At 64.1% G+C, this 21,834-nt stretch carries 20 protein-coding genes and 1 pseudogene; 17 read left to right on the top strand and 4 right to left on the bottom strand.

The window, feature by feature from the left end; all coding sequences use genetic code 11:
* Positions 1-16: 16 nt before the first annotated feature.
* Positions 17-1,912 (bottom strand): penicillin-binding protein 2, encoded by a 1,896-nt coding sequence (mrdA, locus tag ACPZMI_RS13680; protein WP_426352425.1) that lies wholly within the window; start codon positions 1,910-1,912, stop codon positions 17-19.
* 298 nt (positions 1,913-2,210) lie between these two features.
* Between mrdA and ACPZMI_RS13675 the strand changes: the two genes are divergently transcribed.
* The 11 genes and pseudogenes from ACPZMI_RS13675 to ACPZMI_RS13625 form a co-directional block, all read left to right on the top strand.
* Positions 2,211-4,064: an ABC transporter ATP-binding protein gene (locus tag ACPZMI_RS13675; protein WP_426352424.1), complete on the top strand. Its 1,854-nt coding sequence runs from the start codon at positions 2,211-2,213 to the stop codon at positions 4,062-4,064.
* 119 nt (positions 4,065-4,183) lie between these two features.
* A complete protein-coding gene (locus ACPZMI_RS13670) occupies positions 4,184-4,705 on the top strand; it encodes a DUF3455 domain-containing protein (RefSeq protein ID WP_186708586.1) in 522 nt (173 codons plus the stop codon).
* A gap of 100 nt (positions 4,706-4,805) precedes the next feature.
* Positions 4,806-5,345 carry a sigma-70 family RNA polymerase sigma factor gene (locus tag ACPZMI_RS13665; RefSeq protein WP_186708588.1) on the top strand — a complete coding sequence of 180 codons (540 nt, stop codon included), beginning with the start codon at positions 4,806-4,808 and terminating at the stop codon, positions 5,343-5,345.
* Positions 5,342-6,049, top strand: coding sequence for an anti-sigma factor (locus tag ACPZMI_RS13660; protein WP_186708590.1), 708 nt, complete (start codon positions 5,342-5,344; stop codon positions 6,047-6,049). Before ACPZMI_RS13665 ends, ACPZMI_RS13660 begins: the two co-directional genes overlap by 4 nt.
* Before the next feature lie 179 nt (positions 6,050-6,228).
* Positions 6,229-7,257: a phosphate ABC transporter substrate-binding protein PstS gene (pstS, locus tag ACPZMI_RS13655; RefSeq protein ID WP_065863516.1), complete on the top strand. Its 1,029-nt coding sequence runs from the start codon at positions 6,229-6,231 to the stop codon at positions 7,255-7,257.
* Positions 7,258-7,330: 73 nt separating this feature from the next.
* Positions 7,331-8,296: a phosphate ABC transporter permease subunit PstC gene (gene pstC, locus ACPZMI_RS13650; protein WP_288376817.1), complete on the top strand. Its 966-nt coding sequence runs from the start codon at positions 7,331-7,333 to the stop codon at positions 8,294-8,296.
* Positions 8,296-9,189, top strand: a complete 894-nt coding sequence (gene pstA / locus ACPZMI_RS13645) for a phosphate ABC transporter permease PstA (RefSeq protein WP_186665233.1) — start codon at positions 8,296-8,298, stop codon at positions 9,187-9,189. The genes pstC and pstA overlap by 1 nt, the downstream gene beginning before the upstream one ends.
* A 74-nt stretch (positions 9,190-9,263) precedes the next feature.
* Complete coding sequence (pstB, locus tag ACPZMI_RS13640) at positions 9,264-10,025, top strand: phosphate ABC transporter ATP-binding protein PstB (RefSeq protein ID WP_238343281.1); 762 nt, start codon at positions 9,264-9,266, stop codon at positions 10,023-10,025.
* 97 nt (positions 10,026-10,122) lie between these two features.
* A complete protein-coding gene (locus ACPZMI_RS13635; RefSeq protein WP_186665229.1) occupies positions 10,123-10,821 on the top strand; it encodes a hypothetical protein in 699 nt (232 codons plus the stop codon).
* Complete coding sequence (locus ACPZMI_RS13630; protein ID WP_426352423.1) at positions 10,821-11,402, top strand: hypothetical protein; 582 nt, start codon at positions 10,821-10,823, stop codon at positions 11,400-11,402. The genes ACPZMI_RS13635 and ACPZMI_RS13630 overlap by 1 nt, the downstream gene beginning before the upstream one ends.
* Before the next feature lie 161 nt (positions 11,403-11,563).
* Positions 11,564-11,851 (top strand): annotated as a pseudogene (locus tag ACPZMI_RS13625) (glutathione S-transferase C-terminal domain-containing protein); the annotation flags it as partial.
* On the opposite strand, the gene ACPZMI_RS13620 reads toward ACPZMI_RS13625, so the two are convergent.
* Positions 11,840-12,307 (bottom strand): GNAT family N-acetyltransferase, encoded by a 468-nt coding sequence (locus ACPZMI_RS13620; protein ID WP_426352422.1) that lies wholly within the window; start codon positions 12,305-12,307, stop codon positions 11,840-11,842. The pseudogene ACPZMI_RS13625 and the gene ACPZMI_RS13620 sit on opposite strands and share 12 nt — an antisense overlap.
* 190 nt (positions 12,308-12,497) lie before the next feature.
* On the opposite strand from ACPZMI_RS13620, the gene ACPZMI_RS13615 reads away from it, so the two are divergent.
* Positions 12,498-13,301, top strand: coding sequence for a helix-turn-helix domain-containing protein (locus ACPZMI_RS13615; RefSeq protein WP_426352432.1), 804 nt, complete (start codon positions 12,498-12,500; stop codon positions 13,299-13,301).
* Between the two features lie 47 nt (positions 13,302-13,348).
* Here ACPZMI_RS13615 and ACPZMI_RS13610 read toward each other — a convergent pair whose 3' ends face one another.
* Positions 13,349-14,716: an APC family permease gene (locus ACPZMI_RS13610; RefSeq protein ID WP_411384293.1), complete on the bottom strand. Its 1,368-nt coding sequence runs from the start codon at positions 14,714-14,716 to the stop codon at positions 13,349-13,351.
* Positions 14,717-15,088: 372 nt separating this feature from the next.
* Here ACPZMI_RS13610 and ACPZMI_RS13605 point away from each other — a divergent pair, with 372 nt between their 5' ends.
* Both ACPZMI_RS13605 and ACPZMI_RS13600 read left to right on the top strand, forming a co-directional pair.
* Complete coding sequence (locus tag ACPZMI_RS13605; protein WP_186708597.1) at positions 15,089-16,471, top strand: aspartate aminotransferase family protein; 1,383 nt, start codon at positions 15,089-15,091, stop codon at positions 16,469-16,471.
* 105 nt (positions 16,472-16,576) lie between these two features.
* Positions 16,577-18,007: an aldehyde dehydrogenase gene (locus ACPZMI_RS13600; protein ID WP_426352431.1), complete on the top strand. Its 1,431-nt coding sequence runs from the start codon at positions 16,577-16,579 to the stop codon at positions 18,005-18,007.
* 16 nt (positions 18,008-18,023) lie between these two features.
* Here ACPZMI_RS13600 and ACPZMI_RS13595 read toward each other — a convergent pair whose 3' ends face one another.
* Complete coding sequence (locus ACPZMI_RS13595; protein WP_186665215.1) at positions 18,024-19,160, bottom strand: MFS transporter; 1,137 nt, start codon at positions 19,158-19,160, stop codon at positions 18,024-18,026.
* A gap of 192 nt (positions 19,161-19,352) precedes the next feature.
* Between ACPZMI_RS13595 and ACPZMI_RS13590 the strand changes: the two genes are divergently transcribed.
* Genes ACPZMI_RS13590 through ACPZMI_RS13580 form a run of 3 tightly spaced genes read left to right on the top strand, consistent with a single transcriptional unit; the run spans position 19,353 to position 21,831 of the window.
* Positions 19,353-19,538 (top strand): hypothetical protein, encoded by a 186-nt coding sequence (locus ACPZMI_RS13590; RefSeq protein WP_426352421.1) that lies wholly within the window; start codon positions 19,353-19,355, stop codon positions 19,536-19,538.
* Between the two features lie 14 nt (positions 19,539-19,552).
* Positions 19,553-20,878, top strand: coding sequence for an iron-containing redox enzyme family protein (locus ACPZMI_RS13585; protein ID WP_426352430.1), 1,326 nt, complete (start codon positions 19,553-19,555; stop codon positions 20,876-20,878).
* On the top strand, positions 20,878-21,831 hold the full coding sequence (locus tag ACPZMI_RS13580; protein ID WP_426352420.1) for a methyltransferase: 954 nt from the start codon (positions 20,878-20,880) through the stop codon (positions 21,829-21,831). Before ACPZMI_RS13585 ends, ACPZMI_RS13580 begins: the two co-directional genes overlap by 1 nt.
* The last annotated feature ends 3 nt before the right edge of the window (positions 21,832-21,834 follow it).

Here is a 21,834-nt window from a genome sequence, read left to right as displayed (position 1 = left end):
GGCGGGCGGCCTGGGCTCAGCCGTGCGGCACCGCGCTCTTGCCCGCGCTCCCGGCGTACTGCTCCTTCAGGTGCCCCTGGTCATCCAGCAACCAGGCATCCATGATCTCGCGCACCACGGGCCCGGCCACCCGGCCGCCAGCCTCGCCGTTCTCGATCATCACCGCCACCACGATGGAGGGATGCTCGGCGGGGGCGAAACCCACGAACAGGGCGTTGTCGCGGTGCCGCTCCAGGGTCTTGTCGCGGTTGTAGCGCTCGCCCTGGCGGATCGCCACGACCTGCGCGGTGCCGCTCTTGCCGGCAATCCGGTACTGCGCGCCAGCGGCGGCCGCACGGGCGATGCCGCGCGGATCATGCATGACCATCTGCATGCCCTGGCTGACCTGGTCCCAGGCGCGTTTGTCATGCAGCACGATGTCGGGCATCGGGTTCGGGTCGACCGGGTGCTCGCCACCCACGGTCATGGCCAGGTGCGGACGGTGCCACACCCCCTTGCTGGCCAGCAGGCTGGTGGCCTGCGCCAGTTGCAGCGGGGTGACCTGCATGTAGCCCTGGCCGATGCCAAGGATCAGGGTTTCGCCGGGGAACCAGGCCTGGCGGCGCGTGGCGCGTTTCCATTGTGCGGACGGCATCAGGCCGGGCGCTTCCTCGAACATGTCCAGCGAGACCTTCTGGCCCAGGCCGAACTCGGCCATGTAGTCGTGCAGGCGATCGATGCCCAGCTTGTGCGCCAGGTCGTAGAAGTAGGTGTCGTTGGAACGCATGATGGCGGTGTACATGTCCACCCAGCCATCGCCGCTGCGGTTCCAGTTGCGGTACTTGTGGTCGTAGTTGGGCAGCTCGTAGTAACCGGGGTCGAACACGCGGCTACCCGGGTTGATCACGCCGCTGTCCAGGCCGGCGATGGCCACTTCCGGCTTGACCGTCGAACCGGGCGCGTACAACCCGCGCAGCACGCGGTTGAACAGCGGACGGTCGATCGAGTCGCGCAGCGCGGCGTATTGCTTGAAGCTGATGCCCTTGACGAACAGGTTGGGGTCGAAGCTGGGGTTGCTGACCATCGCCAGCACGTCGCCCGTGGCCGGGTCCAGCGCCACCACCGCACCACGGCGATCGCCCAGGGCCTTTTCGGCGGCCTGCTGCAGTTTGGCGTCCAGGCTCAGGACGATATCCTTGCCCGGCACCGGATCGTGATGGCGCAGCACGCGCATGACCCGCCCCTGGGCATTGGTCTCGACTTCCTCGTAGCCCACATGGCCGTGCAGCTCGTTCTCGTAGAAGCGCTCGACGCCGGTCTTGCCGATCGACTGGGTGCCGCGGTACTCGGTGCTGTCGAGGGTCTTGGCTTCCTTTTCGTTGATCCGCCCGACGTAGCCGACCGAATGGGCGAAATGCTCGGCCAGCGGGTATTCGCGGATGAACTGCGGCTCGACGTCCAGGCCGGGCAGACGGAACTGATTGACCGCGATCAGCGCGATCTGCTCTTCGCTCAGGCCGAACATCAGGGTGACCGGTTCGAACGGCTTGCGGCCGCGGCGCAGGTCTTTGTCGAACTGGGCGCGGTCGTCGTCGGAGAGGTTCAGGACCTTGGCCAGGGCGTCGAGCACGGCGGGGGTCTGGCCGTTGGTGCGCTCGCGGGTCATGGTGAGGTTGAAGCTGGGCTTGTTGTCGGCCAGCACCACGCCGTTACGGTCGTAGATCAACCCGCGCTCGGGGGCGATGGGCAGCACGTGCACGCGGTTGTTCTCCGAGACCGCCGATTGCTGGTCGTGCTGCAGCACCTGCAAGACATACAGCCTGCCGATCAGCACGGCAACCAGGCCCAGGGTCAGCGCGGCGCAGACCAGCAGCCGGCGGTTGACCAGGTGCTTTTCCTTTTCGTGGTCCTTGAGGGGAATCGGCTGTGGCATGGGGGCTCGGTGACGTGATGACGAGTGAAGGCGAGGGCTGGCCCGCCGTGGGCCGTCTGCGGCCCCAAGGGCCGGGGATGCTACGCAAGCTCGGCGGTCGGCTCAAGGTCGGTCACGGCCAGCCAATAGCGTGACGTGCCGCCCACCCCGGTAACAGCGCGCTGGCGTGGAAGATGAAAATTCCTTCATCTGACCGCTGGCGCCCGGTCGCCGGCTGCGCACCACTGTCGATGTCAATTTCCGCCACCTATCGTCATGAACTGGCACAATCCCTTGTTTGCCTTATCCGGAGACTTCCATGCTGCGCATATTAGAGCGTTGGCTTGACCCTTTCCCACCCGACGAAGCCCCACCACCGCCCATGGGCCTGGCGCGGTTCATGTGGGCCTGCACGCGCGGTGCCCGCGGCTATATCGTGGCGCTGGCGCTGCTCAGCGCTGCAGTGTCGATCTACGAGGCCTGGCTGTTCGCCTTTCTCGGCCAGGTAGTGGACCTGCTCGCGACCTGGAAAGTGGGCGACGCGGTGACCGCAGAGGAGGCGAGGGTGCTGTGGGGCGCGGGTGCCGTGCTGCTGGTCAGTATCGGCCTGGTGGCGGGGCGCACGCTGGTGCAGCATCAGGTGCTGGCGATCAACCTGCCACTGCGCCTGCGTTGGGATTTCCATCGCCTGATGCTGCGCCAGAGCTTGTCGTTCTTCTCCGACGAGTTCTCAGGCCGGGTCACTACCAAGGTGATGCAGACGGCGCTGGCGGTGCGTGAGGTGCTGTTCACCCTGATCGAGATCCTGCCGGGTATCGGCGTGTACTTCGTGGCGATCATTGCCCTGGCTGGCGGCTTCGCGCTCAAGCTCATGCTGCCGTTCATTGCCTGGGTGGCGCTGTTCGGCCTGACCATGGTGTATTTCGTCCCGCGCCTGGGGCAGGTCGGCCAGGAACAGGCCCATGCCCGCTCGTCGATGACAGGGCGGGTTTCGGATGCCTACACCAACATCACCACGGTGAAACTGTTTTCCCACTCCCGGCGCGAGGCGCACTTCGCCCGTGCGGCGATGGAGGATTTCAAGCAGACCGGCTTTCGCCAGATGCGCCTGGTCAGCCAGTTCGAGATCGCCAACCAGGCGCTGGTGGTCGGCCTGATCATGGGCGCGGGCGGTTACGCCCTGTGGCTGTGGCACCAGGGCGAAGTGGGCGCTGGCGCGGTGGCGGCGATCACCGCCATGGCATTGCGCGTCAATGGCATGTCGCACTGGATCATGTGGCAGATGACTTCGCTGTTCGAGAACATCGGCACCGTGCAGGACGGGATGGTGACCCTGACCACCGGCCCCAAGGTCCAGGATGTGCCGAACGCGGGGGAGCTGGTGACCCACGGCGGGGCGGTGAGCTTCGATAATGTGCGTTTCAACTATAACGGCGAGCGCCAGGTGCTCGATGGCCTGAGCCTTGAGATTCGCCCCGGCGAGAAGATCGGCCTGGTCGGCCGCTCCGGTGCGGGCAAGTCGACGCTGATCAACTTGCTGCTGCGTTTCTATGACGTGGACAGTGGCGAGATCCGCATCGATGGGCAGAACATCGCCCAGGTCACCCAGGATAGCCTGCGCAGCGCCATTGGCATGGTCACCCAGGACACCTCGCTGCTGCACCGTTCGATTCGCGACAACATCGCCTACGGCCGCCCAGAGGCGAGCGAGGCGCAGATCCGCCGTGCTGCCGCCAGTGCCCAGGCCGATGGCTTCATCAGCCAGTTGAGCGACCGCCAAGGGAACACCGGCTACGACACCTTGGTCGGCGAGCGTGGCATCAAGCTGTCCGGTGGCCAGCGCCAACGCATCGCGATCGCCCGGGTGATGCTCAAGAATGCCCCGATCCTGTTGCTCGACGAAGCCACCAGTGCGCTGGACTCGGAGGTCGAGGTTGCCATCCAGGAAAGCCTCGATGACATGATGCAGGGCAAGACGGTGATCGCCATCGCTCACCGGTTGTCCACCATCGCGGCGATGGACAGGCTCATCGTGATGGATGAAGGGCGCATCATCGAACAGGGCACCCACGCTGAACTACTGGCCAGAAACGGCACCTATGCGCGGTTGTGGCAGCATCAGAGCGGTGGGTTCCTGGGAGAGGATCAGGGCGTGGTGGAGTCCACCGAATAGGCATCCTGCGACCGTTCGTCGCCAGGATTGCCTAGTCTGCATCCACAACGGCTGCTGGCGGGTACAGGAAGGTAGCAGTCATCGACTGCCCAACCGCGTACCCATCAGGAGTCCATCCCATGAAAATCCCGTTTGCCTCGATCCTGCTCGTATCGAGCTTCATGCTCGCGCAACAGGCTGCCCATGCTGCGGTGCCCGATGCCGTCAAGGTGCCCGCAGGCCACACGGTCATGCTCGAAACCGTCGGCGTCGGTGAAATCACCTACGAGTGCCGGGACAAGGCCAATGCGCCGGGCGAGACCGAGTGGTTCTTCGTCGGTCCCAAGGCGACCCTCAGCGACCGCAGTGGCAAGGCTGTCGGCGACTACTTTGGCCCGCCCGCCACCTGGCAGGCCAAGGACGGCTCGAAAGTCACCGGCACCCAGCTTGCCGTAGCCCCTGCAGGCAAAGGCGATCTGCCGTATCAACTGGTCAAGGCGAATCCGGCCGAGGGTAAGGGGGCAATGCACGGGGTCAGCTACATCCAGCGCCTCGCCACCCAGGGCGGGGTGGCCCCGGCAATGGCCTGCACAGCGCAGAACAAGGGGGCGCAGCAGATCGTCAAGTACCAGGCCGACTACATCTTCTGGTCTGCCAAATGACGCGTGGTTGAACTGACGCTTGGCAATGGATCATCTACGCTGCTCTACAAGCCCCGGCCGTAAGGCCGGGTGTCAGCGCCGACACAGGACCGTGCCGAGAGTGAATTCATCCGTTACGCCTTTCGATTTCCAGGGTTGCCTTGCCGCTTGCGCGCGGGGTGACCGCAGCGCCTTGCAGGCGCTCTACGACCATGAAGGTTCGCGTTTGCTCGGGGTGGTGCGGCGCATCGTGCGCGATGACGCCATGGCCGAGGATATCGTCCACGACGCGTTCATTCGTATCTGGACACGGGCGACCAGCTTCGATGCGACGCGAGGTTCGGCCCGGGGCTGGATCTACAGCATCAACCGCCACCTGGCGTTGAACGCCGTGCGCGACAGCCGACAGGAGACGGCGTTGGACGACGCGGACATCGTGACCTTGGTTGGAGAATTCGACGAGGGCGCCATCTGGTCAGGCTCTGCGAAGATCTATCGCTGCCTTGAGCAACTGCAGCCTGCACCGCAGCGGTGTGTCCTGCATGCCTATGTGGACGGCTGCAGCCACGCGGAAATCGCCAGCCTGATGGGGGCGCCGCTGGGTACGGTCAAGGCGTGGATCAAGCGAAGCCTCGAGGCGCTGCGGGAGTGCATGACATGACGCCGGGTTCAACCGATGACCCTTCGCAACTGCTCGACGTGCTGGCGGGGGAGTATGTGTTGGGGACGCTGTCTGCCGAACAGCGCGCTGCGGTGCTTGCGCGACTGGACCGCGAGCCGGACTTGCGGGCGGCTGTCGACCGTTGGGAGGCGCGCCTGCTCGAGTTGACTACGCTGGCTGAGCCGCAACGACCCAGCACGCGTCTGTGGCGACGGATCGACCGCAGTATTTCGGAGCAGGCGCGGCAGGTGCATCCGACAAGCCGATGGTGGAAGCGCCTGGGCCTGTGGCAAGGCGTGAGCGCCGCCGGCCTGGCGGCCACTGTGTTGCTGAGTCTGGCGCTGCTGATCACCCGGCCTGCGACGACCCACTACCTGGTCGTGCTGGTAGCGCCGACCGACCAGGTGCCCGGCTGGGTGGTGCAGGCCAGCGATGCGCGGACCATCGCGTTGATCCCGCTGGGTCGGGATCAGGTGCCAGAAGGGATGACCCTGCAGTTCTGGACCAAGGGCGAGCAATGGCAGGCGCCAGTCTCCCTGGGCCTGGTCAAGCCTGGCGAACAGTATCGCGTGCCGCTGCGCGACCTACCGCCTCTGGAGCCCAATCAGCTGTTCGAGCTGACGCTGGAAAAGGCTGGCGGATCGCCCACGGGCCGACCGACCGGCCCGGTGAAGTTCATCGGGCGTTCGGTGAAGGTCATTTGAAATTTAGTGACGGGCATCTGCTTGGCGGTACTAGTCACATTTAGTTACTACGAAATGGCATCAAATTGCCTTGTTGGCCCGATTCATGGGGGCTGAGCAGGTGGTTTGCCACCCAATGGTCACAAAGTTGTAATACAGCTGCTGCAAAGTGTTCCGGCCATCACACGGAGCGCTTTTCCATGATACGCCTGATGAAGTCTGCTGCACTCGCCGTTGCCGTTTCGCTTAGCGCCACTTCGGCCTTCGCCGCAGAAAACGTCCGCCTGACCGGTTCCGGTGCCAGCTTCCCTGCACCGATCTACCTGACCTGGTTCAAGGATTTCAGCAAGAAGACCGAAGGGGTCACTGTCGATTACCAGTCCAAGGGCAGTGGCGCCGGTGTCCAGGACTTCCTGAACAAGACCGTCGATTTCGCCGCCAGCGACTCGGCCATGAAAGACGAAGAAATTGCCAAGGTCGGCGAGGGCGTTCAGTTGCTGCCGATGACCGCCGGTGAAATCGTCCTGGCCTACAACCTGCCAGGTAACCCCAAGGGCCTGAAGCTGCCGCGTGACGTCTACTCCGACATCTTCCTGGGCAAGATCACCCAGTGGAACGATCCGAAGATCGCCGCTGCCAACCCTGAGCTGAAGCTGCCTGCCACCCCGATCACCGTGGTCGTGCGTGCAGACTCCAGCGGTACCACCGCCGTCTTCACCAAGCACCTGTCGGCCATCAACCCGGGCTTCAAGGAAGCACTGGGCGAGGGCAACACCGTCAACTGGCCAGCGACCGACAAGTTCATCAAGTCGCCGAAGAACGATGGCGTGACCGCCACCGTGCGCCAGACCCCGGGTGCGATCGGTTACATCGAGTACGGCTTCGCCAAGCTGGCCAAGGTCGACTTCGCAGCCCTGCAGAACAAGGCCGGCCAGTACGTCGTACCGAACGCCGAAAGCGGTGCCGAAGCACTGGCTGCAGTGAAGATGCCGGAAAACCTGGTGGCCTGGCTGCCTGACCCGGACGGTGCCAAGTCCTACCCGATCACCTCCTACACCTGGATGATCTTCCGCAAGGACAACGGCAACCCCGCCAAGGCCAAGGCCATGCGCGACATGATCGAGTACAGCCTGACCGAAGGTCAGAAGATCGCTGACTCGATGGGCTACATCCCGCTGCCGCAGTCGGTTGTCGACCAGGTGCGCAAAGCGGCTCAGAACATCCAGTAAGGCTTGTCAGGTTGCGCCCGTCATGACCCACCAGGCATGCCGGGCGCCTCTGCCCCTGTCCCGGAAATAATCCATGAACACACCTTTTGCCATTCCGGATAACCCCGACTCTGCATGCCAGCCGCCGTCAACCAGGGATTTCCTGGTCGACCGTACGTTCCGTGCACTTGCACGTATCGGCGTGGTGCTGGTGCTGGCGCTGGTCTTTGCGCTGGTCTACGAAGTAGGACGCAAGGCGCTGCCGGGTATGGAAAAGCACGGATTCGATGTGCTCTTCGGCAGCGTGTGGGACGTTAACCAAGGCAAATACGGCATTCTGCCGGCGATCTGGGGCACGCTCTACAGCGCCCTGATTGCATTGCTGATCGCCGGTTTCTTCGGTATCAGCATGGCGATTTTCCTCACCCAGGATTTCCTGCCCGCAAAACTCGCTGCGGTGTTTCGCACCATCGTCGAGCTGCTCGCCGCCATCCCCAGCGTCGTCTATGGCCTGTGGGGCATTTATGTGGTGATCCCGGCGATCCGTCCGCTGACCGCATGGTTGAACAGCGAACTGGGCTGGATTCCGTTCTTCGGTTCCTCCTTGAGTGGGCCTGGGCTGCTGCCAGCAGCACTGGTGCTCGCCATCATGATTCTGCCCACCGTGGCCGCGGTGTCCCAGGACGCGCTGACCAGCGTGCCGATGAAGACCAAGCAGGCAGCCTACGGTATGGGCACCACCCACTGGGAAGCCATCCTCAAGGTGATGGTGCCGTCCGCCGCCACCGGCATCTTCGGCTCCCTGGTGCTTGGCCTTGGCCGTGCCCTGGGCGAGACCATGGCGCTGGCCATGCTGGTGGGTAACGCCAACACCATCACGCTTTCCCTGTTCGCCCCGGCCAACACGCTGGCGGCCTTGCTGGCCCTGAACTTCCCTGAAGCCGGGCCGAACGAGGTCGAGGTGCTGATGTACGCGGCGCTGGTACTGATGTTCATCACCCTGCTGGTGAACGTCGTTGGATCGCTGATCATGCTCTACGCCCAGCGGGGTAATAAATAATGACCGACCTCACGACCCCTGCAACTGCCTTGCCCAGCCTGCAGCGCCGGTTCGAAGGCCGCGCCCTGCGCAGCCTGACCCTGACCACGATGGTGTGGTGCGTGGCCCTGCTGGCCAGTGTGCCGCTGATTTCCGTGCTCTACATGCTGATCACCCGCGGCGGTGCACGCCTGAGCCTTGAGGTGTTCACCGAGCTGCCACCCACCGGCTTCGAGATGGGCGGTGGTTTCGGCAACGCCATGGCCGGTACCTTCGTCATGGTCGGCATTGCCGCTGCCATCGCGGTGCCGGTCGGCATCCTGGCGGCGATCTTCCTGGCCGAACTCGGTCCGGACAGCAAGCTTGCCAACGCATCGCGCTTTGCCGCCAAGATGCTCACCGGCCTGCCGTCGATCCTGGCTGGCGTGTTCGCCTATGCCCTGGTGGTCATGACCACCGGCACATACTCCGCACCGGCCGGTGGCGTGGCGCTGGCGGTACTGATGCTGCCGATCGTCGTGCTGACCGCCGAAGAGGCGATGAAGATGGTGCCCAAGATCATGAAGGACGCCGCCTACGGCATGGGCTGTACCCGTGCCCAGGTGATCTGGAAGATCGTCTTGCCGACCGGCATGCCGGCCATCCTCACCGGTGTCATGCTCGCCGTGGCCCGCGCCGCTGGCGAAACCGCGCCGCTGCTGTTCACCGCGTTGTTCAGCAACTACTGGATCTACCACGACGGCAGCCTGGCGGTGATGAACCCCACGGCCTCGCTGGCGGTACTGATCTACAACTTCTCCGGCATGCCTTTCGACAACCAGCTGGAGCTCGCCTGGGCGGCCTCGCTGGTACTGGTGATGATCGTGCTGGTCGTGAATATTCTCAGCCGTATTTTCGGCAAGCCTAAGTATTGAGAACGGGAGCATCTAACTTGAACGTATCGACTGCGCAAAGAGCCGCTCCGTTGGTCAACCAGGCACCAGTGGTCATGGACTGCAAGCTGGACAAGATTTTCTACGGCAACTTCATGGCGGTCCGCGACAGCCATGTACCGATCGAAAAGAACAAGATCACCGGTTTTATCGGCCCGTCCGGCTGCGGCAAGAGTACCGTGCTGCGTAGCCTCAACCGCATGAACGACCTGGTGAAGGGCTTCCGCTTCGAAGGCCACGTGCACTTCCTCGGCCAGGATGTCTATGGCAAGGGTGTGGACCCTGTGGTCGTGCGCCGTTACATCGGCATGGTGTTCCAGCAACCGAACCCGTTCTCGATGAGCATCTTCGACAACGTCGCGTTCGGCCTGCGCCTGAACCGCTACAAGGGCGACCTCGGCGACCGCGTCAAGCACGCCTTGCAAGGTGCAGCCCTGTGGGATGAGGTGAAGGACAAGCTCAAGGTCAGTGGCCTGTCGCTGTCCGGCGGCCAGCAGCAGCGCCTGTGCATCGCCCGTGCCATTGCCACCGAGCCGGAAGTCCTGCTGCTCGATGAACCCTGCTCGGCACTCGACCCGATCGCAACCCGGCGCGTTGAAGAGCTGATGGTGGAACTGAAGAAGGACTACACCATCGCCCTGGTGACCCACAACATGCAGCAGGCGATCCGTGTTGCCGACACCACGGCATTCTTCTCGGTCGATATTTCCCAGGGCACGCGCACGGGCTACCTGGTCGAGATGGGCCCGACCACCCAGATCTTCCAGAACCCGCGCGAACAGCTGACCAGTGACTACATCAGCGGCAAGTTCAGCTGATGTAGTCACTCGACCGAAGCGGTTGGATGTCGCAGGCCAGGATGGCCGCTGCGACAGTCCGACCGCTTTTACTTTTTAGTGTTTCCAGAGATTACTTATGCGTGCGACGCGTCGTCTTGACCTGTCAGCGGTAGAACGCGCACTGCGGGATGTGCAGCGGCGTTTCACCGAGCTCAGCAAGCACTTTACCGAACCGCGTGATCCGTTCACCGATGAGGTGCTGCAAAATGTGCTTGAAGGCTATGCCCTGATTGACGACTATGTCGCGCGGGGTATCGACCTGTTCGACCTTCAGCAGCTGAACCTGATGCTGGAGATCAACGCCACGGTGCTGTGTGGCAGCGATCCTGAACGTCGAGTGGAGTTCGCCCAGCACCTGATCGCCACCGAAGAGCACTTCTTCAACAACGTCGAAGGCGGCATCAAGGATCTGTACAACTGGTATTGCTCGTATGGCAGCGATTCGGTGTGGAAACGCGCAGCAGGCGTGTATGTTCGCATCCTGAGCAAGCCGCAGCTGTTCATTGAAGGCAACAATCGCACGGGGTCGCTCATCGTCAGTTATCTGCTGATGCGCGCAGGGCTACCGCCGTTCGTGCTGACGCTGGACAACGCCGAGGGCTATTTCAACCCGTCCTCGGTCATACGCAACTCTGCCAAGCATGGTGTAAAGGCCTTGTACGAATTGCCCAAGATCAAGAAGAAGTATGCGGCGTTCCTGGAGGCGCAGGCGCCCGATCCCGAGACGTTTTTCCTGAGCGACGCGTCGGCACGCATCTGTCAGGAGGGCCGTTGATGGGCAGGTATCCGAAGCTCAAGCAATGGCAGATCGGCAGTCGCCAGGCCTGGCACGGTGTCACGCGGGCGTTCAGGCAGCCGCGGGTGCGTATTTCCTTTGATATCGATGACACGCTCGCCTGCCTGCCGCACCACAGCCCGGCCGAGCACAGCAAACTGCCGGAGTTCGTTCATCGCTGGCTGGGTGAGCCCCTGCGCATCGGCACCCGCGCGCTGATCCGCGATCTGCGCCGCCAGGGCTACAGCATCTGGATCTACACATCGTCCGGGCGCACGCCGTCGTACATCAGGCGTTGGCTGCTGCTCTACGGCATCCGTGTCGATGGTGTGGTCAACAGCGACCGGCACCAGCAGGTCCTGTCGGCGAACGGCCTTGCCAAGGCACCGTCGAAGTTCCCGCCGGCGTTCGATATCGACCTGCATGTCGATGACTCCGAAGGCGTGCGGATCGAAGGTGACGACCATGGCTTCCGTGTGGTCGTCGTCTGTCCGAAGGATGGGAACTGGACACAGAAAGTCATGGACGCAGCGGTCGAGGTCCAGGCACGACTGGCCTGGCAGCAAACCGCCCAGGCTTGAAGCGAGCAGGCTCCGGGCGGGGCCAGCGTTTCGCGTTACGAAACAGTCAATTCAGCTGCGCGGCGTATCTGCGCAGGTGTCGCTTGGTTAGAGTTTTCGGCGTGACGCCACGAACTCCCTGGAGCGACCCATGACCGACGTATCCCAGCAGAACCAGCCCCTTGCATGTGCTGGACACCCATCTGGCACGCCACGAGTTCCTGGCCGGGGATATCTACACCATTGCCGACATGGCCGTGTGGCCCTGGTATCCCGGCAGCCTGCTGGGCGTGTACGGTGCGGGCGAGTTCCTCGAAGTCGAGCAGTACACCCATCTGCTGCGTTGGTACCACGCCATCGCCGCGCGCCCTGCTGTGGCGCGGGGCAGGGTGGTCAACCGCACATCCGCGGCGCCGGGCGAGTTCTTGCGCGAACGGCATGATGCGGCTGATTTCCAGTCATTGACCTGAGCCTGCAGGCGGGGCGGTGCGGCGTTTCTCATAGCGCACATCGCGCTCATCGACCGCTGCGCGCGAAACCCAACCGGCACGCTGGTAGAAGCCGTTCGCACGGATCGCCTGATCGCCATCGGTGGTCAGGTGAATCACTTCATGACGCTGGAACAGCGCGCGTTCGGCCTGCTCCAGCAGCAATCGACCGATGCCCTTGCCTTCATGCTGCGGGCGCACGAACAGTGCGAACAGCTCACCTTCGTCCAGATCGATCATGGCAAAGCCGACCGCCTCCTGCCGGTATTCGGCGATCCAGGCGCAGGGCGCCTCGCGAATGGCTTCGGTGAGGGTGGTCGCGGTAATGCCCAGATCGTGCATCTGCTCGCGCGAAAGGTGGTTCTGCTTCACGCTGGTCCGAATGTCGAACAGCAGTTCGATATCCTCGGGCAGAGCCAGGCGCAGGGTCGGGGTCATGAGGGAACGTCCTTGTCGATGCGTGCGAGCCTGGCAGCATAGCGCAGTGCGTCCGACAATCCTCCCTACCTGCTCACCCCAACGGGTGATTCCCTGGCGCACAGGCCCATGGCACCATCCGATCAGCGGAATTCCAGGGGTCACAGACGTGCAAATCGATCAGCTTTCATCAGTCCAGTGGTTCGAGGCGATGGCGAAAGTCACCGCCGCCATCGGCGCCCAGGGTTTCGCCACGGCGCTGTTCGAAGCGCTGGCCTTGGTCGGCCCGGTCAAGGCCAGCACGGTGTACCTGTATCCCCGCGAGGGGCTGCCGTCGGCCTGGTCGGAATGCGATGGGCCTGGCCCCTGGCGGCCGGAAGGCAACGTTCGACGCTACCTGTCGGGCTTCTACCTGCTGGACCCGTTCTATGAAGTCTGCATCGAAAGCGTTCACTCAGGCTGCTATGCGCTGGGTGACGTGGCGCCCGATCACTTCAAGCTCAGTGAGTATTACCTGGCGTTCTACCGCCATTCCCACCTCGAGGACGAGATCAACTACATCCTGCAACTGGATGACGGCCTGAGCCTGGCAGTGTCGTTGGCGTTCACCGATGAACTCGACGACGCAGCGAAGTCACGCTTCAAGGCCATCAGCCCCTGGGTGCTGGCGGTACTGGCCAAGCATTTCGACGGCTATCAGGGCCGCGGCGGACGCGTGGAGAAGGTCTGGGAGCAGCGCGTGCATGCCGCCCTGAGCAATTTCGGATCGTCCTTGCTGACCGATCGCGAGTGCCGGATCGCCCAGCTCATCCTGCGCGGGCACTCGACCCGCTCCCTGGCCGAGCGTCTGAAGGTGTCGGAAGACACCATCAAGTCCCATCGCAAACACGTCTACGCCAAGCTCGACATCGGCACCCAGTCCGAGCTGTTCTCCCTGTTCATCGATGCCCTGGCCAATGCCCATGGAGTGTTGGAGCGCGACCCGCTGGAAAGCTACATGGGCAAGCCGCGCTGATATGAAAACGCCGACGCATCATCGTCGGCGTTTTTAGGCCGGTGTTGTCAGTCTGCCATCTGCAAGTCAGGCAGTTTCACCCGAAACGCGCGCGTCAGGCCGATCAGGAACACCACGCCCAGGCCCATCCAGCACAGGCCGATGGTGAACGACAGGCTCGACAGGCTGGTCCACAGCCACAGGGTGCTGAGGAACCCCAGGCCCGGAATCAGGCCATAGCGCAGGCAGTTTGCCGTGCCGCGCAGCTTCTGGTCGGCCAGGTAGTGCTTGACCACCGCCAGGTTGACTGCCGAGAAGGCAAACAGGGCGCCGAAGCTGATCATGTTGGCGACGGTATCCAGGCTGATGAACAGCGCACTCAACGACACCATCCCGACCACGATGATCGCGAAGGCGGGCACACGCTTTTTCGTCACCAGTTGACCGAAGGCACGGGGCAGGGCGCCGTCACGGCCCATGGCGAACAGGACCCGCGACACGCTGGCCTGAGAGGCCATGGCCGACGCGAAGCAGCCTGCCACGTAGGTGGCGGTAAAGGCGCTGGCCAAGAGATGTCCGCCAGCGCTGTTCATCACCTCCACCGGTGCCGAGTCAGGGTTGGCGAAGCTGCTCCAGTCCGGGTGGACCAATTGCGCGAAATACGACACCACGAGAAACAACAGGCCGCCGATCAACGATACCGCCATGATCGCCCGCGGAATCCGCCGGGTGGGGTCGGCAGTCTCCTCGGCCATGGTCGAGACGGCATCGAAGCCTACGAACGACAGGCACAGCACCGCCGCGCCCGCCATGATGGCCGAGGCACTGAAACCCTCGTGGTAGAAGGGGGCGGTCAGCGAGATCGGTTGTGTCTGAGCGGACAGGCTGTTGATCGACAACGCCACGAACACCACGATGAATACCAGTTGTGCGACCACCAGGATGCCGTTGACCCGGGTCACCGACTCGATGCCGATCAGGTTGAGGAAAGTCACTGCGCTGATCGACCCGAGCACCCATACCCAGGCATGCACAGTCGGGAAGTATTCCGACATGTAGATGCCGATGAGCAGGTAGCTGAGCAGCGGAAGGAAAATGTAGTCGAGCAACAGTGTCCAGCCGGCCATGAACCCGGCGTGGGCGCCGAACGCTTTGCGGGTATAGGTGTAGACCGAGCCGGAGTAGGGGTGTGCCTGGACCATGCGCCCGTAGCTGTAGGCGGTGAACAGCATGGCGCCGAGAGTCAGCAAGTAGGCGGTCGGCAGGTGGCCCTTGGTGGTCTGGGCTACCAGCCCGTAGGCGGAGAAGACTGCCAACGGCACCATGTAGGCGAGGCCGAAGAGTATCAGCGCGGTCATGCCCATGGAGGTGCGAAAGCGCGTGCTGGACGGTGAGTGAGGCGTGGAATGCGCTGCGGTTGTCGTTGTTGTATGCATTGCTGACTCCTGATGTGGGGATGCAGGACGCCGCGGTAGGCGATCATGCTCGCTACCGGTGAAGGAGAGGTGGTGGGCTGGATGCGGGGGCGTGGCCCCTCGCTCAAGCGCTGCGCAGGCGTAGGCGGGAGCGGATTCGGCGCAAGGGACTGAAGCGTGCGTTCATGGCGTTGTTCTCTTTATGGATTGGGCACGAAGGGGGCCGCGTTTCGGGGCCTTGGCGCATGCTCCCATAGCCGATTCGCCTCCGAAATCACCCGTTGGGGTGAGCCGGTTACGAGGCTGGGGACCTCACCCCAACGGGTGATTTCGCACGGTTGCTGGCTGCTGCAAGCTTCAGGGGCGTCTCCATACCAACAAGGAAAACCGCCCATGAACGCGCCTTTCGCACCCCAACGCCAGACCCGTGACTACCAGGCCGCCGATGCTGCACACCATATCCATGCCTTCCTCGACCAGAAGGCGCTCAACGCCGAAGGCCCGCGGGTAATCGTCGGCGGTGAGCGGCTGCATCTGTGGGACAGCGAAGGCAAGCGCTACCTGGACGGCATGTCGGGCCTGTGGTGCACCCAGCTCGGCTACGGGCGCAAGGACCTGACGGCCGCCGCTGCGGCGCAGATGGACCAGCTCGCCTACTACAACATGTTCTTCCACACCACTCACCCGGCCGTGATCGAGTTGTCCGAGCTGCTGTTCAGCCTGCTGCCGGGCCACTACAGCCACGCGATCTACACCAACTCCGGCTCCGAGGCCAACGAGGTGCTGATCCGTACCGTGCGCCGTTACTGGCAGGTGCTTGGCCAGCCGAACAAGAAGGTCATGATCGGCCGCTGGAACGGCTACCACGGCTCGACCCTGGCGGCCACGGCGCTGGGCGGTATGAAGTTCATGCACGAGATGGGCGGGCTGATTCCGGATGTGGCGCACATCGATGAACCCTACTGGTATGCCGCCGGTGGCGAGCTGAGTCCGGCGGAGTTCGGTCGGCGCTGCGCCTTGCAGCTGGAAGAAAAAATCCTCGAGCTCGGTGCCGAGAACGTCGCCGGTTTCATCGCCGAGCCATTCCAGGGCGCCGGCGGCATGATCTTCCCGCCGGAAAGCTACTGGCCGGAAATCCAGCGCATCTGCCGCCAATACGACGTGCTGCTGTGTGCCGACGAGGTGATTGGCGGGTTCGGGCGTACCGGCGAATGGTTCGCCCACGAGTACTTCGGTTTCGAGCCCGACACCCTGTCGATCGCCAAGGGCCTCACCTCGGGCTACGTGCCGATGGGCGGGCTGGTGCTGAGCAAGCGTATCGCCGAAGCACTGGTGGAGCGCGGCGGCGTATTCGCTCACGGCCTGACCTATTCCGGGCACCCGGTGGCCGCTGCGGTGGCGATTGCCAACCTCAAGGCGCTGCGCGACGAAGGCATCGTGCGTCAGGTGAAAGACGATACCGGGCCCTACCTGCAGCGCATCCTGCGCGAGGTGTTCGCCAACCATCCCTTGATCGGCCAGGTGCAGGGCGCCGGGCTGGTGGCTGCCCTGCAGTTCGCCGAGGACAAGGCCAGCCGCAAGCGCTACGCCAACGAAAACGAGCTGGCCTGGCAGTGCCGGACCTTCGGCTTCGAAGAGGGCGTGATCATTCGTTCGACCTTGGGACGGATGATCATGGCACCCGCGCTGGTGGCCAACCACAGTGAGCTGGACGAACTGGTGGAGAAGACCCGCAAAGCGGTCGATCGCACCGCGCAGGCGCTGGGCAAGCTCTGAAGCGGCTGCGCTACCTTTTCCAATCAACGGTTCCTGGAGCACAACGTGCACGATTCAACCTACTGGCAGCAGCAAGCCGCCAAGCTGACTTTTCGCGATCAAGCCATGATCGGCGGCCGTTTCGTGGCCGCCGCAGGTGGCGCGACGTTCGATGCGATCAATCCTGCCACCAATCAACTGCTGGCGCGGGTCGCCGCCTGTACCTCTGAGGACGTCGACCGTGCCGTGGCCAGTGCGCGGCAGGCGTTCGAGCAAGGCCCGTGGGCCCGTATGGCGCCGACCCAGCGCAAGCGCGTGATGCTGCGCCTGGCCGAGCTGATGCTGGCCCACCGCGAGGAGCTGGCGCTGCTCGAATCGCTGAACATGGGCAAGCCGGTGCTCGATGCCTACAACATCGATGTGCCGGGCGCCGCCCAGGTCTTCGCCTGGTATGGCGAGTCGCTCGACAAACTCTACGACCAGGTTGCGCCCACTGCGGCCAATGCCGTGGCCACCATCACCCGGGAACCGATCGGTGTGGTCGCAGCCGTGGTGCCGTGGAACTTTCCGCTGGACATGGCGGCCTGGAAGCTGGCCCCGGCGTTGGCGGCCGGCAACAGCGTCGTGCTCAAGCCTGCCGAACAGTCGCCGCTTTCGGCGCTGCGCCTGGCCGAACTTGCGCTGGAGGCCGGCATTCCCGAAGGGGTGCTGAACGTCGTGCCGGGGCTGGGCGAGATCGCCGGCAAGGCACTGGGCCTGCACCCCGACGTCGATTGCCTGGTATTCACCGGCTCCACCCAGGTGGGCAAGTACTTCATGCAGTACTCGGCGCAGTCGAACCTGAAACAGGTGTGGTTGGAGTGCGGTGGGAAAAGCCCGAACCTGGTGTTCGATGACTGCAAGGACCTGGACCTGGCCGCAGAGAAAGCCGCATTCGGCATCTTCTTCAACCAGGGTGAGGTCTGCTCGGCCAACTCACGACTTTACGTGCAGCGCTCGATCCATGACGCGTTCATCGAGCGCCTGATCGCCAAGGCGCGCGACTGGCTCCCCGGTAATCCGCTGGATCCGGCCAGCCGCGCCGGCGCCATCGTCGATGCGCAGCAGACTTCGCAGATCATGGCCGCGATCGGCCGCGCACAGGAGGAGGGCGCGCTTCTGGTGGCCGGTGGGCGTCAGCTCAGCTTCAACGGCTCCAGCAACTTCATCGAGCCGACGATTTTCACCCATGTCGACCCGCAGTCGTCGCTTTCGCGTGAAGAGGTCTTCGGCCCGGTACTCGCAGTGACGGCCTTCGACACTGAAGAGGAAGCTATCCGCCTGGCCAACGACAGCGTCTATGGGTTGGCCGCCTCGGTGTGGAGTGACGACCTGAACCGCGTGCACCGGGTTGCCAGGCAGCTCAGGGTCGGCAGCGTTTCGGTCAATACCGTCGATGCGCTCGATGTGGTCGCCCCGTTCGGCGGCTACAAGCAGTCGGGCTTTGGGCGCGACCTGTCACTGCATGCGTTCGACAAGTACACCCAGTTGAGGACCACCTGGATCCAGCTGCGCTGACCCCTGGGCGCCGTGCTCAATGCCGTGGCGGCCTGGCACAGTTCAGCGCCGCCACGGCGACTGCCAACGCCGCCCCGGCATAAGCCCAGATCGCTGGCACCTGCGGCAGCAGCACACCGGCCAGCATCGGCCCGAGCCCGGCGCCGATGTCGCGCCACACGGCATTGCTGGCCAGCGCCTGAATGCGCGCGTGCGGATTGCGCAGCGCGACGAGGGTCATCACAAGAGGTAGTTGCAAGGCGCGCAGCACCAACACGAAGAAGGCGCCGATGAACAGCCAATGGCTGGCGAACACCAGCAGCGCCAGTGAGGTGGCCAGCGACAGCACCACCAACATGCGCAGTGCGCCGAAGCGATCTGCCAGGCGTCCGCCGAAGGGGCTGAAGAGCATCTCGCTCAAATAGCGCACCGCCATCAGCACACCGGCCACCAGTACCCCCGACTCGCCCATGTGGACTTGCGCATACAGCGAGAGGCCGAAAATGAACAGACCGTCCAGCGTCACCCCTTCGATGAAAGACCAGGTGGCGATGCTGTCCGGCAGGCGCAGGCGCCGACCGCTGCGCACGGGAATGTCATGGCCTCTGGAAGGCAAGGCGCGGGCCCGCCACAGGCCGCACAGGGCGCTGATGCACAGTACGAAGAACACCGTACGCGGGCCATAGGCCTGGGCCATCAGCGCCCCCAGCGGCAAGGCCAGCATGGGGCCGATGGCCAGGGTCGCCCGCGAACGCCCGGCGCGGCGGGCTGCACCCTGTGCCTCGGCAGTGGCGAGGGTCTGGGTACTCAAGTTGAAGGTGGCGAAGCACAACCCCCAGACCAGGCGCAGTACCAGCAGTGCGGCGAATCCGGAAAGGGTGGCGTTGCCCAGCGCACACACCGCTGCAGCGAAAGCCGCCAGGCTGCACGCTGCGCGATCGCCGTGGCGTGCATAGAACCGCACCACCCAGCCATAGCCGATGATCCGCACCAGGCGATTGGCCGCCAGCAATACCCCGGCCTCGACCAGCGTCACACCGAAGTCCGCTGCGTACATGGGCAGCAGCAGGTAGAGCAGCACGTCACTGGGCAGGCACAGGCCGAGCACCTGGGCGGCGTTGCGCGAATCTCGGTCGGCGCGCAGGGTTTGCGCCGGTACGGCAGCGGACGACATGACAGCCTCGTGGCAGGGGCGGGGTGCGCAGCATAACCTGCTGGTGCATGTCGGTAACACTCGCGTCATGTCGGCGGGGAAGGCTGGCCGCCGTCAGGGCACCGCTCATCCGCTGCGCCGGAATTAAAACGAATCCTTCAGGGGGCGTCGGACTCGCTTGTGTAGGCCCTCACCAAAAAGCGAGCACCCTCCATGAACACGAATCTATTGGCTACAGCGCTGCTGGCCGTCTGCTTTACGTTGCTCGGTGGCTGTTTCGACCGTGATAACGACCATCCGGCCAAGGACGCCGATCCAAGCAAGCCGTCGCTGCAGATGCAGCAGCCCGATACACCCGCGACCAACCCGTCCCCCGAGACCAAACCGCAAAATCAATGAGCGAGGTAGCGGGCATGGTGGCGATGACGAAAGGCTGGGCGGCAACCGCCAAGGCGAGCGATGGACTTGAACATCGCTACCGTGCCCTGCTCGAGGGCCGTGACCCGACGGCCGAGGCTTGGCTGGGCGAGCAACTGGGCCATGTCCGCACGCTGGCGGACGACTTGCCGGATGATCCTGGGCAACTGCCGGATTGGGCCGCTGCCCATGCGCAGCGGGTCGCCGGGGAGCACGCGGCCTATCTTGAACAACGCCGTCAGGGTGCTCCACGCCGTTACTTCGACAACCGGGCGCAGGCCTTGTGGTTCTTGCAGCAGGTCGCGCCAACCAAGGCGGTCGATGGCGCATGGCTGCACGGCACCCTCTGGCACTGGCGCGACCCTCGGTTTCACGGGCTGATCCGCACCTTCCTCGAAGAGCTGGGTGACGGCGACCTGCGCTGCAACCACGTGCTGATCTACCAGCGCCTGCTCAGCCGTCTCGGCTGCCTGCAGAGCGCACCGCTAGCCGCTGAACGTTACCTGCAGGGCGCGCTGCAACTGGCCCTGGGGCAACACTGCGAGCGCTTCCTGCCGGAGGTGATCGGTTACAACCTGGGGTACGAGCAGCCCCCCTTGCACCTGCTGATCACCACTCATGAGCTGGCCGAGCTGGGCATCGACGCTCATTACTTCCAGTTGCATGTGACCATCGACAATGCCGCCAGCGGTCATGCACGGCGCGCCCTGGAGAGCTTCGCCGAACTGTCTGTGGATCAGGGGCCGGCGTTCTACGAGCGGGTCAGGCAGGGCTATCGGCTCAATGACCTGGGTATCGACACTCCGTCGCTGATCGCTTCGTTCGACCTGCAGGCCGAGTTGCTCGGCGCGTTGGAGCGCAAGCGTCCATACGGGCAGTGCATGCATTCGGACAGATGTCGCCTGCAAGGGCGCACCATCAACCAGTGGCTTGCCGAGCCCGGTGCGATGCCTGGTTTCCTGGATGCATTGCAAGCCCAGGGTTGGATCAAGCGCGACAGCGATCCCAGGGAAAGCCGCTTCTGGGCGCTGATCGACGGTCCGGTGGCGGCCATGTTCGGTGTGTTCGATGCCTATGAAAAGCAGCTCTGGCACGACTGGATCGCCGGCACCTGGCAGGGCGCCGTGATACGTCGGGTGCCGCCGGGGCAGTGGGAGCAGGCGTTGCAACTGGAGGAAGAGGCGCCTTGCGAAGCGCAGGCAGCGGACATGGCTGCACTGATCGAAGCGATGGCCGGCAATCGCCATTCCACGCCCCAGGGCCTGCGCGCAACCCGCTCATTCATCCAGGCTACCGGGTTGATGAGCGGAGGGCCGAACTGATGCTGCTCGACCAAGACCAGAGGCGTGCCGACGAGGCATTGCTCCAGCTGGGACGTCGGCTGCGCGCCGACGGCTATCGTTTCACCTGCGTGACCCCGGCGACCCAGGGCAGGGTCAATGCCCGCAGTGAAGCGCACCGGGCTCGAACGCTGCGCGATGTGTTCGGCTGGAGCCGACCGTTCGAAGCGTCGCTGCTCAGCGCCGACGAACTGGAACAGCTGCGTATCGCCGGTGTGCTGGAGCCACAGGGTGCGCTGTGGCGCAGCAGGGTGCGCTGGTCGAGCCTGGATGACCTGCTGCTGGTGCACTCCGCCTGGCCGACCGACGGCCGCGACGCGGTGTTCTTCGGCCCGGACAGCTACCGGTTCGCCCAGGTGATCCAGGATCACCTGCGCCACAGCCCCCAGCTTGTGCAGCATGCCGTCGACATTGGTTGCGGCAGTGGCGTCGGCGCGTTGCTGATCGCCCGGGCCGCGCAGCATGCGCAGGTCACTGCGGTGGACATCAACCCTGTGGCCTTGCGTCATACCGCAGTCAATGCCGCACTGGCCGGCGTGGCCAATGTTTCGGTAGCGCTCAGCGACGTGCTCGACAGCATCGCCGGGACGTTCGACCTGATCGTCGCCAATCCTCCCTACATGCTCGACGCGGGCGAGCGCGCCTACCGCCACGGAGGGGGCGCGCTGGGCGCCGAACTGTCGTTGCGCATTGTCGAGCAGGCCCGTGAGCGGCTGTCGATCGGCGGCACGTTGCTGCTGTACACCGGTGTCGCCATCGTCGAGGGGCGCGACGCGCTGCTCGAAGCCGCCCGCCTGCGCCTTGCCGGGCCTGCGTTTGGTTGGTCCTACCGGGAACTGGACCCGGACGTGTTCGGCGAGCAGTTGCTCGAGCCTGGATACGAGCAGGTCGAGCGTATCGCCGCCGTTGCCCTGACCGTCACGCGTCGGGGCTGATGC

Source organism: Pseudomonas wayambapalatensis (genome assembly GCF_049942315.1).
In the GTDB taxonomy this organism is placed as follows: Bacteria; Pseudomonadota; Gammaproteobacteria; order Pseudomonadales; family Pseudomonadaceae; genus Aquipseudomonas; species Aquipseudomonas wayambapalatensis.
This window is presented reverse-complemented; position numbering and strand designations above follow the sequence as displayed.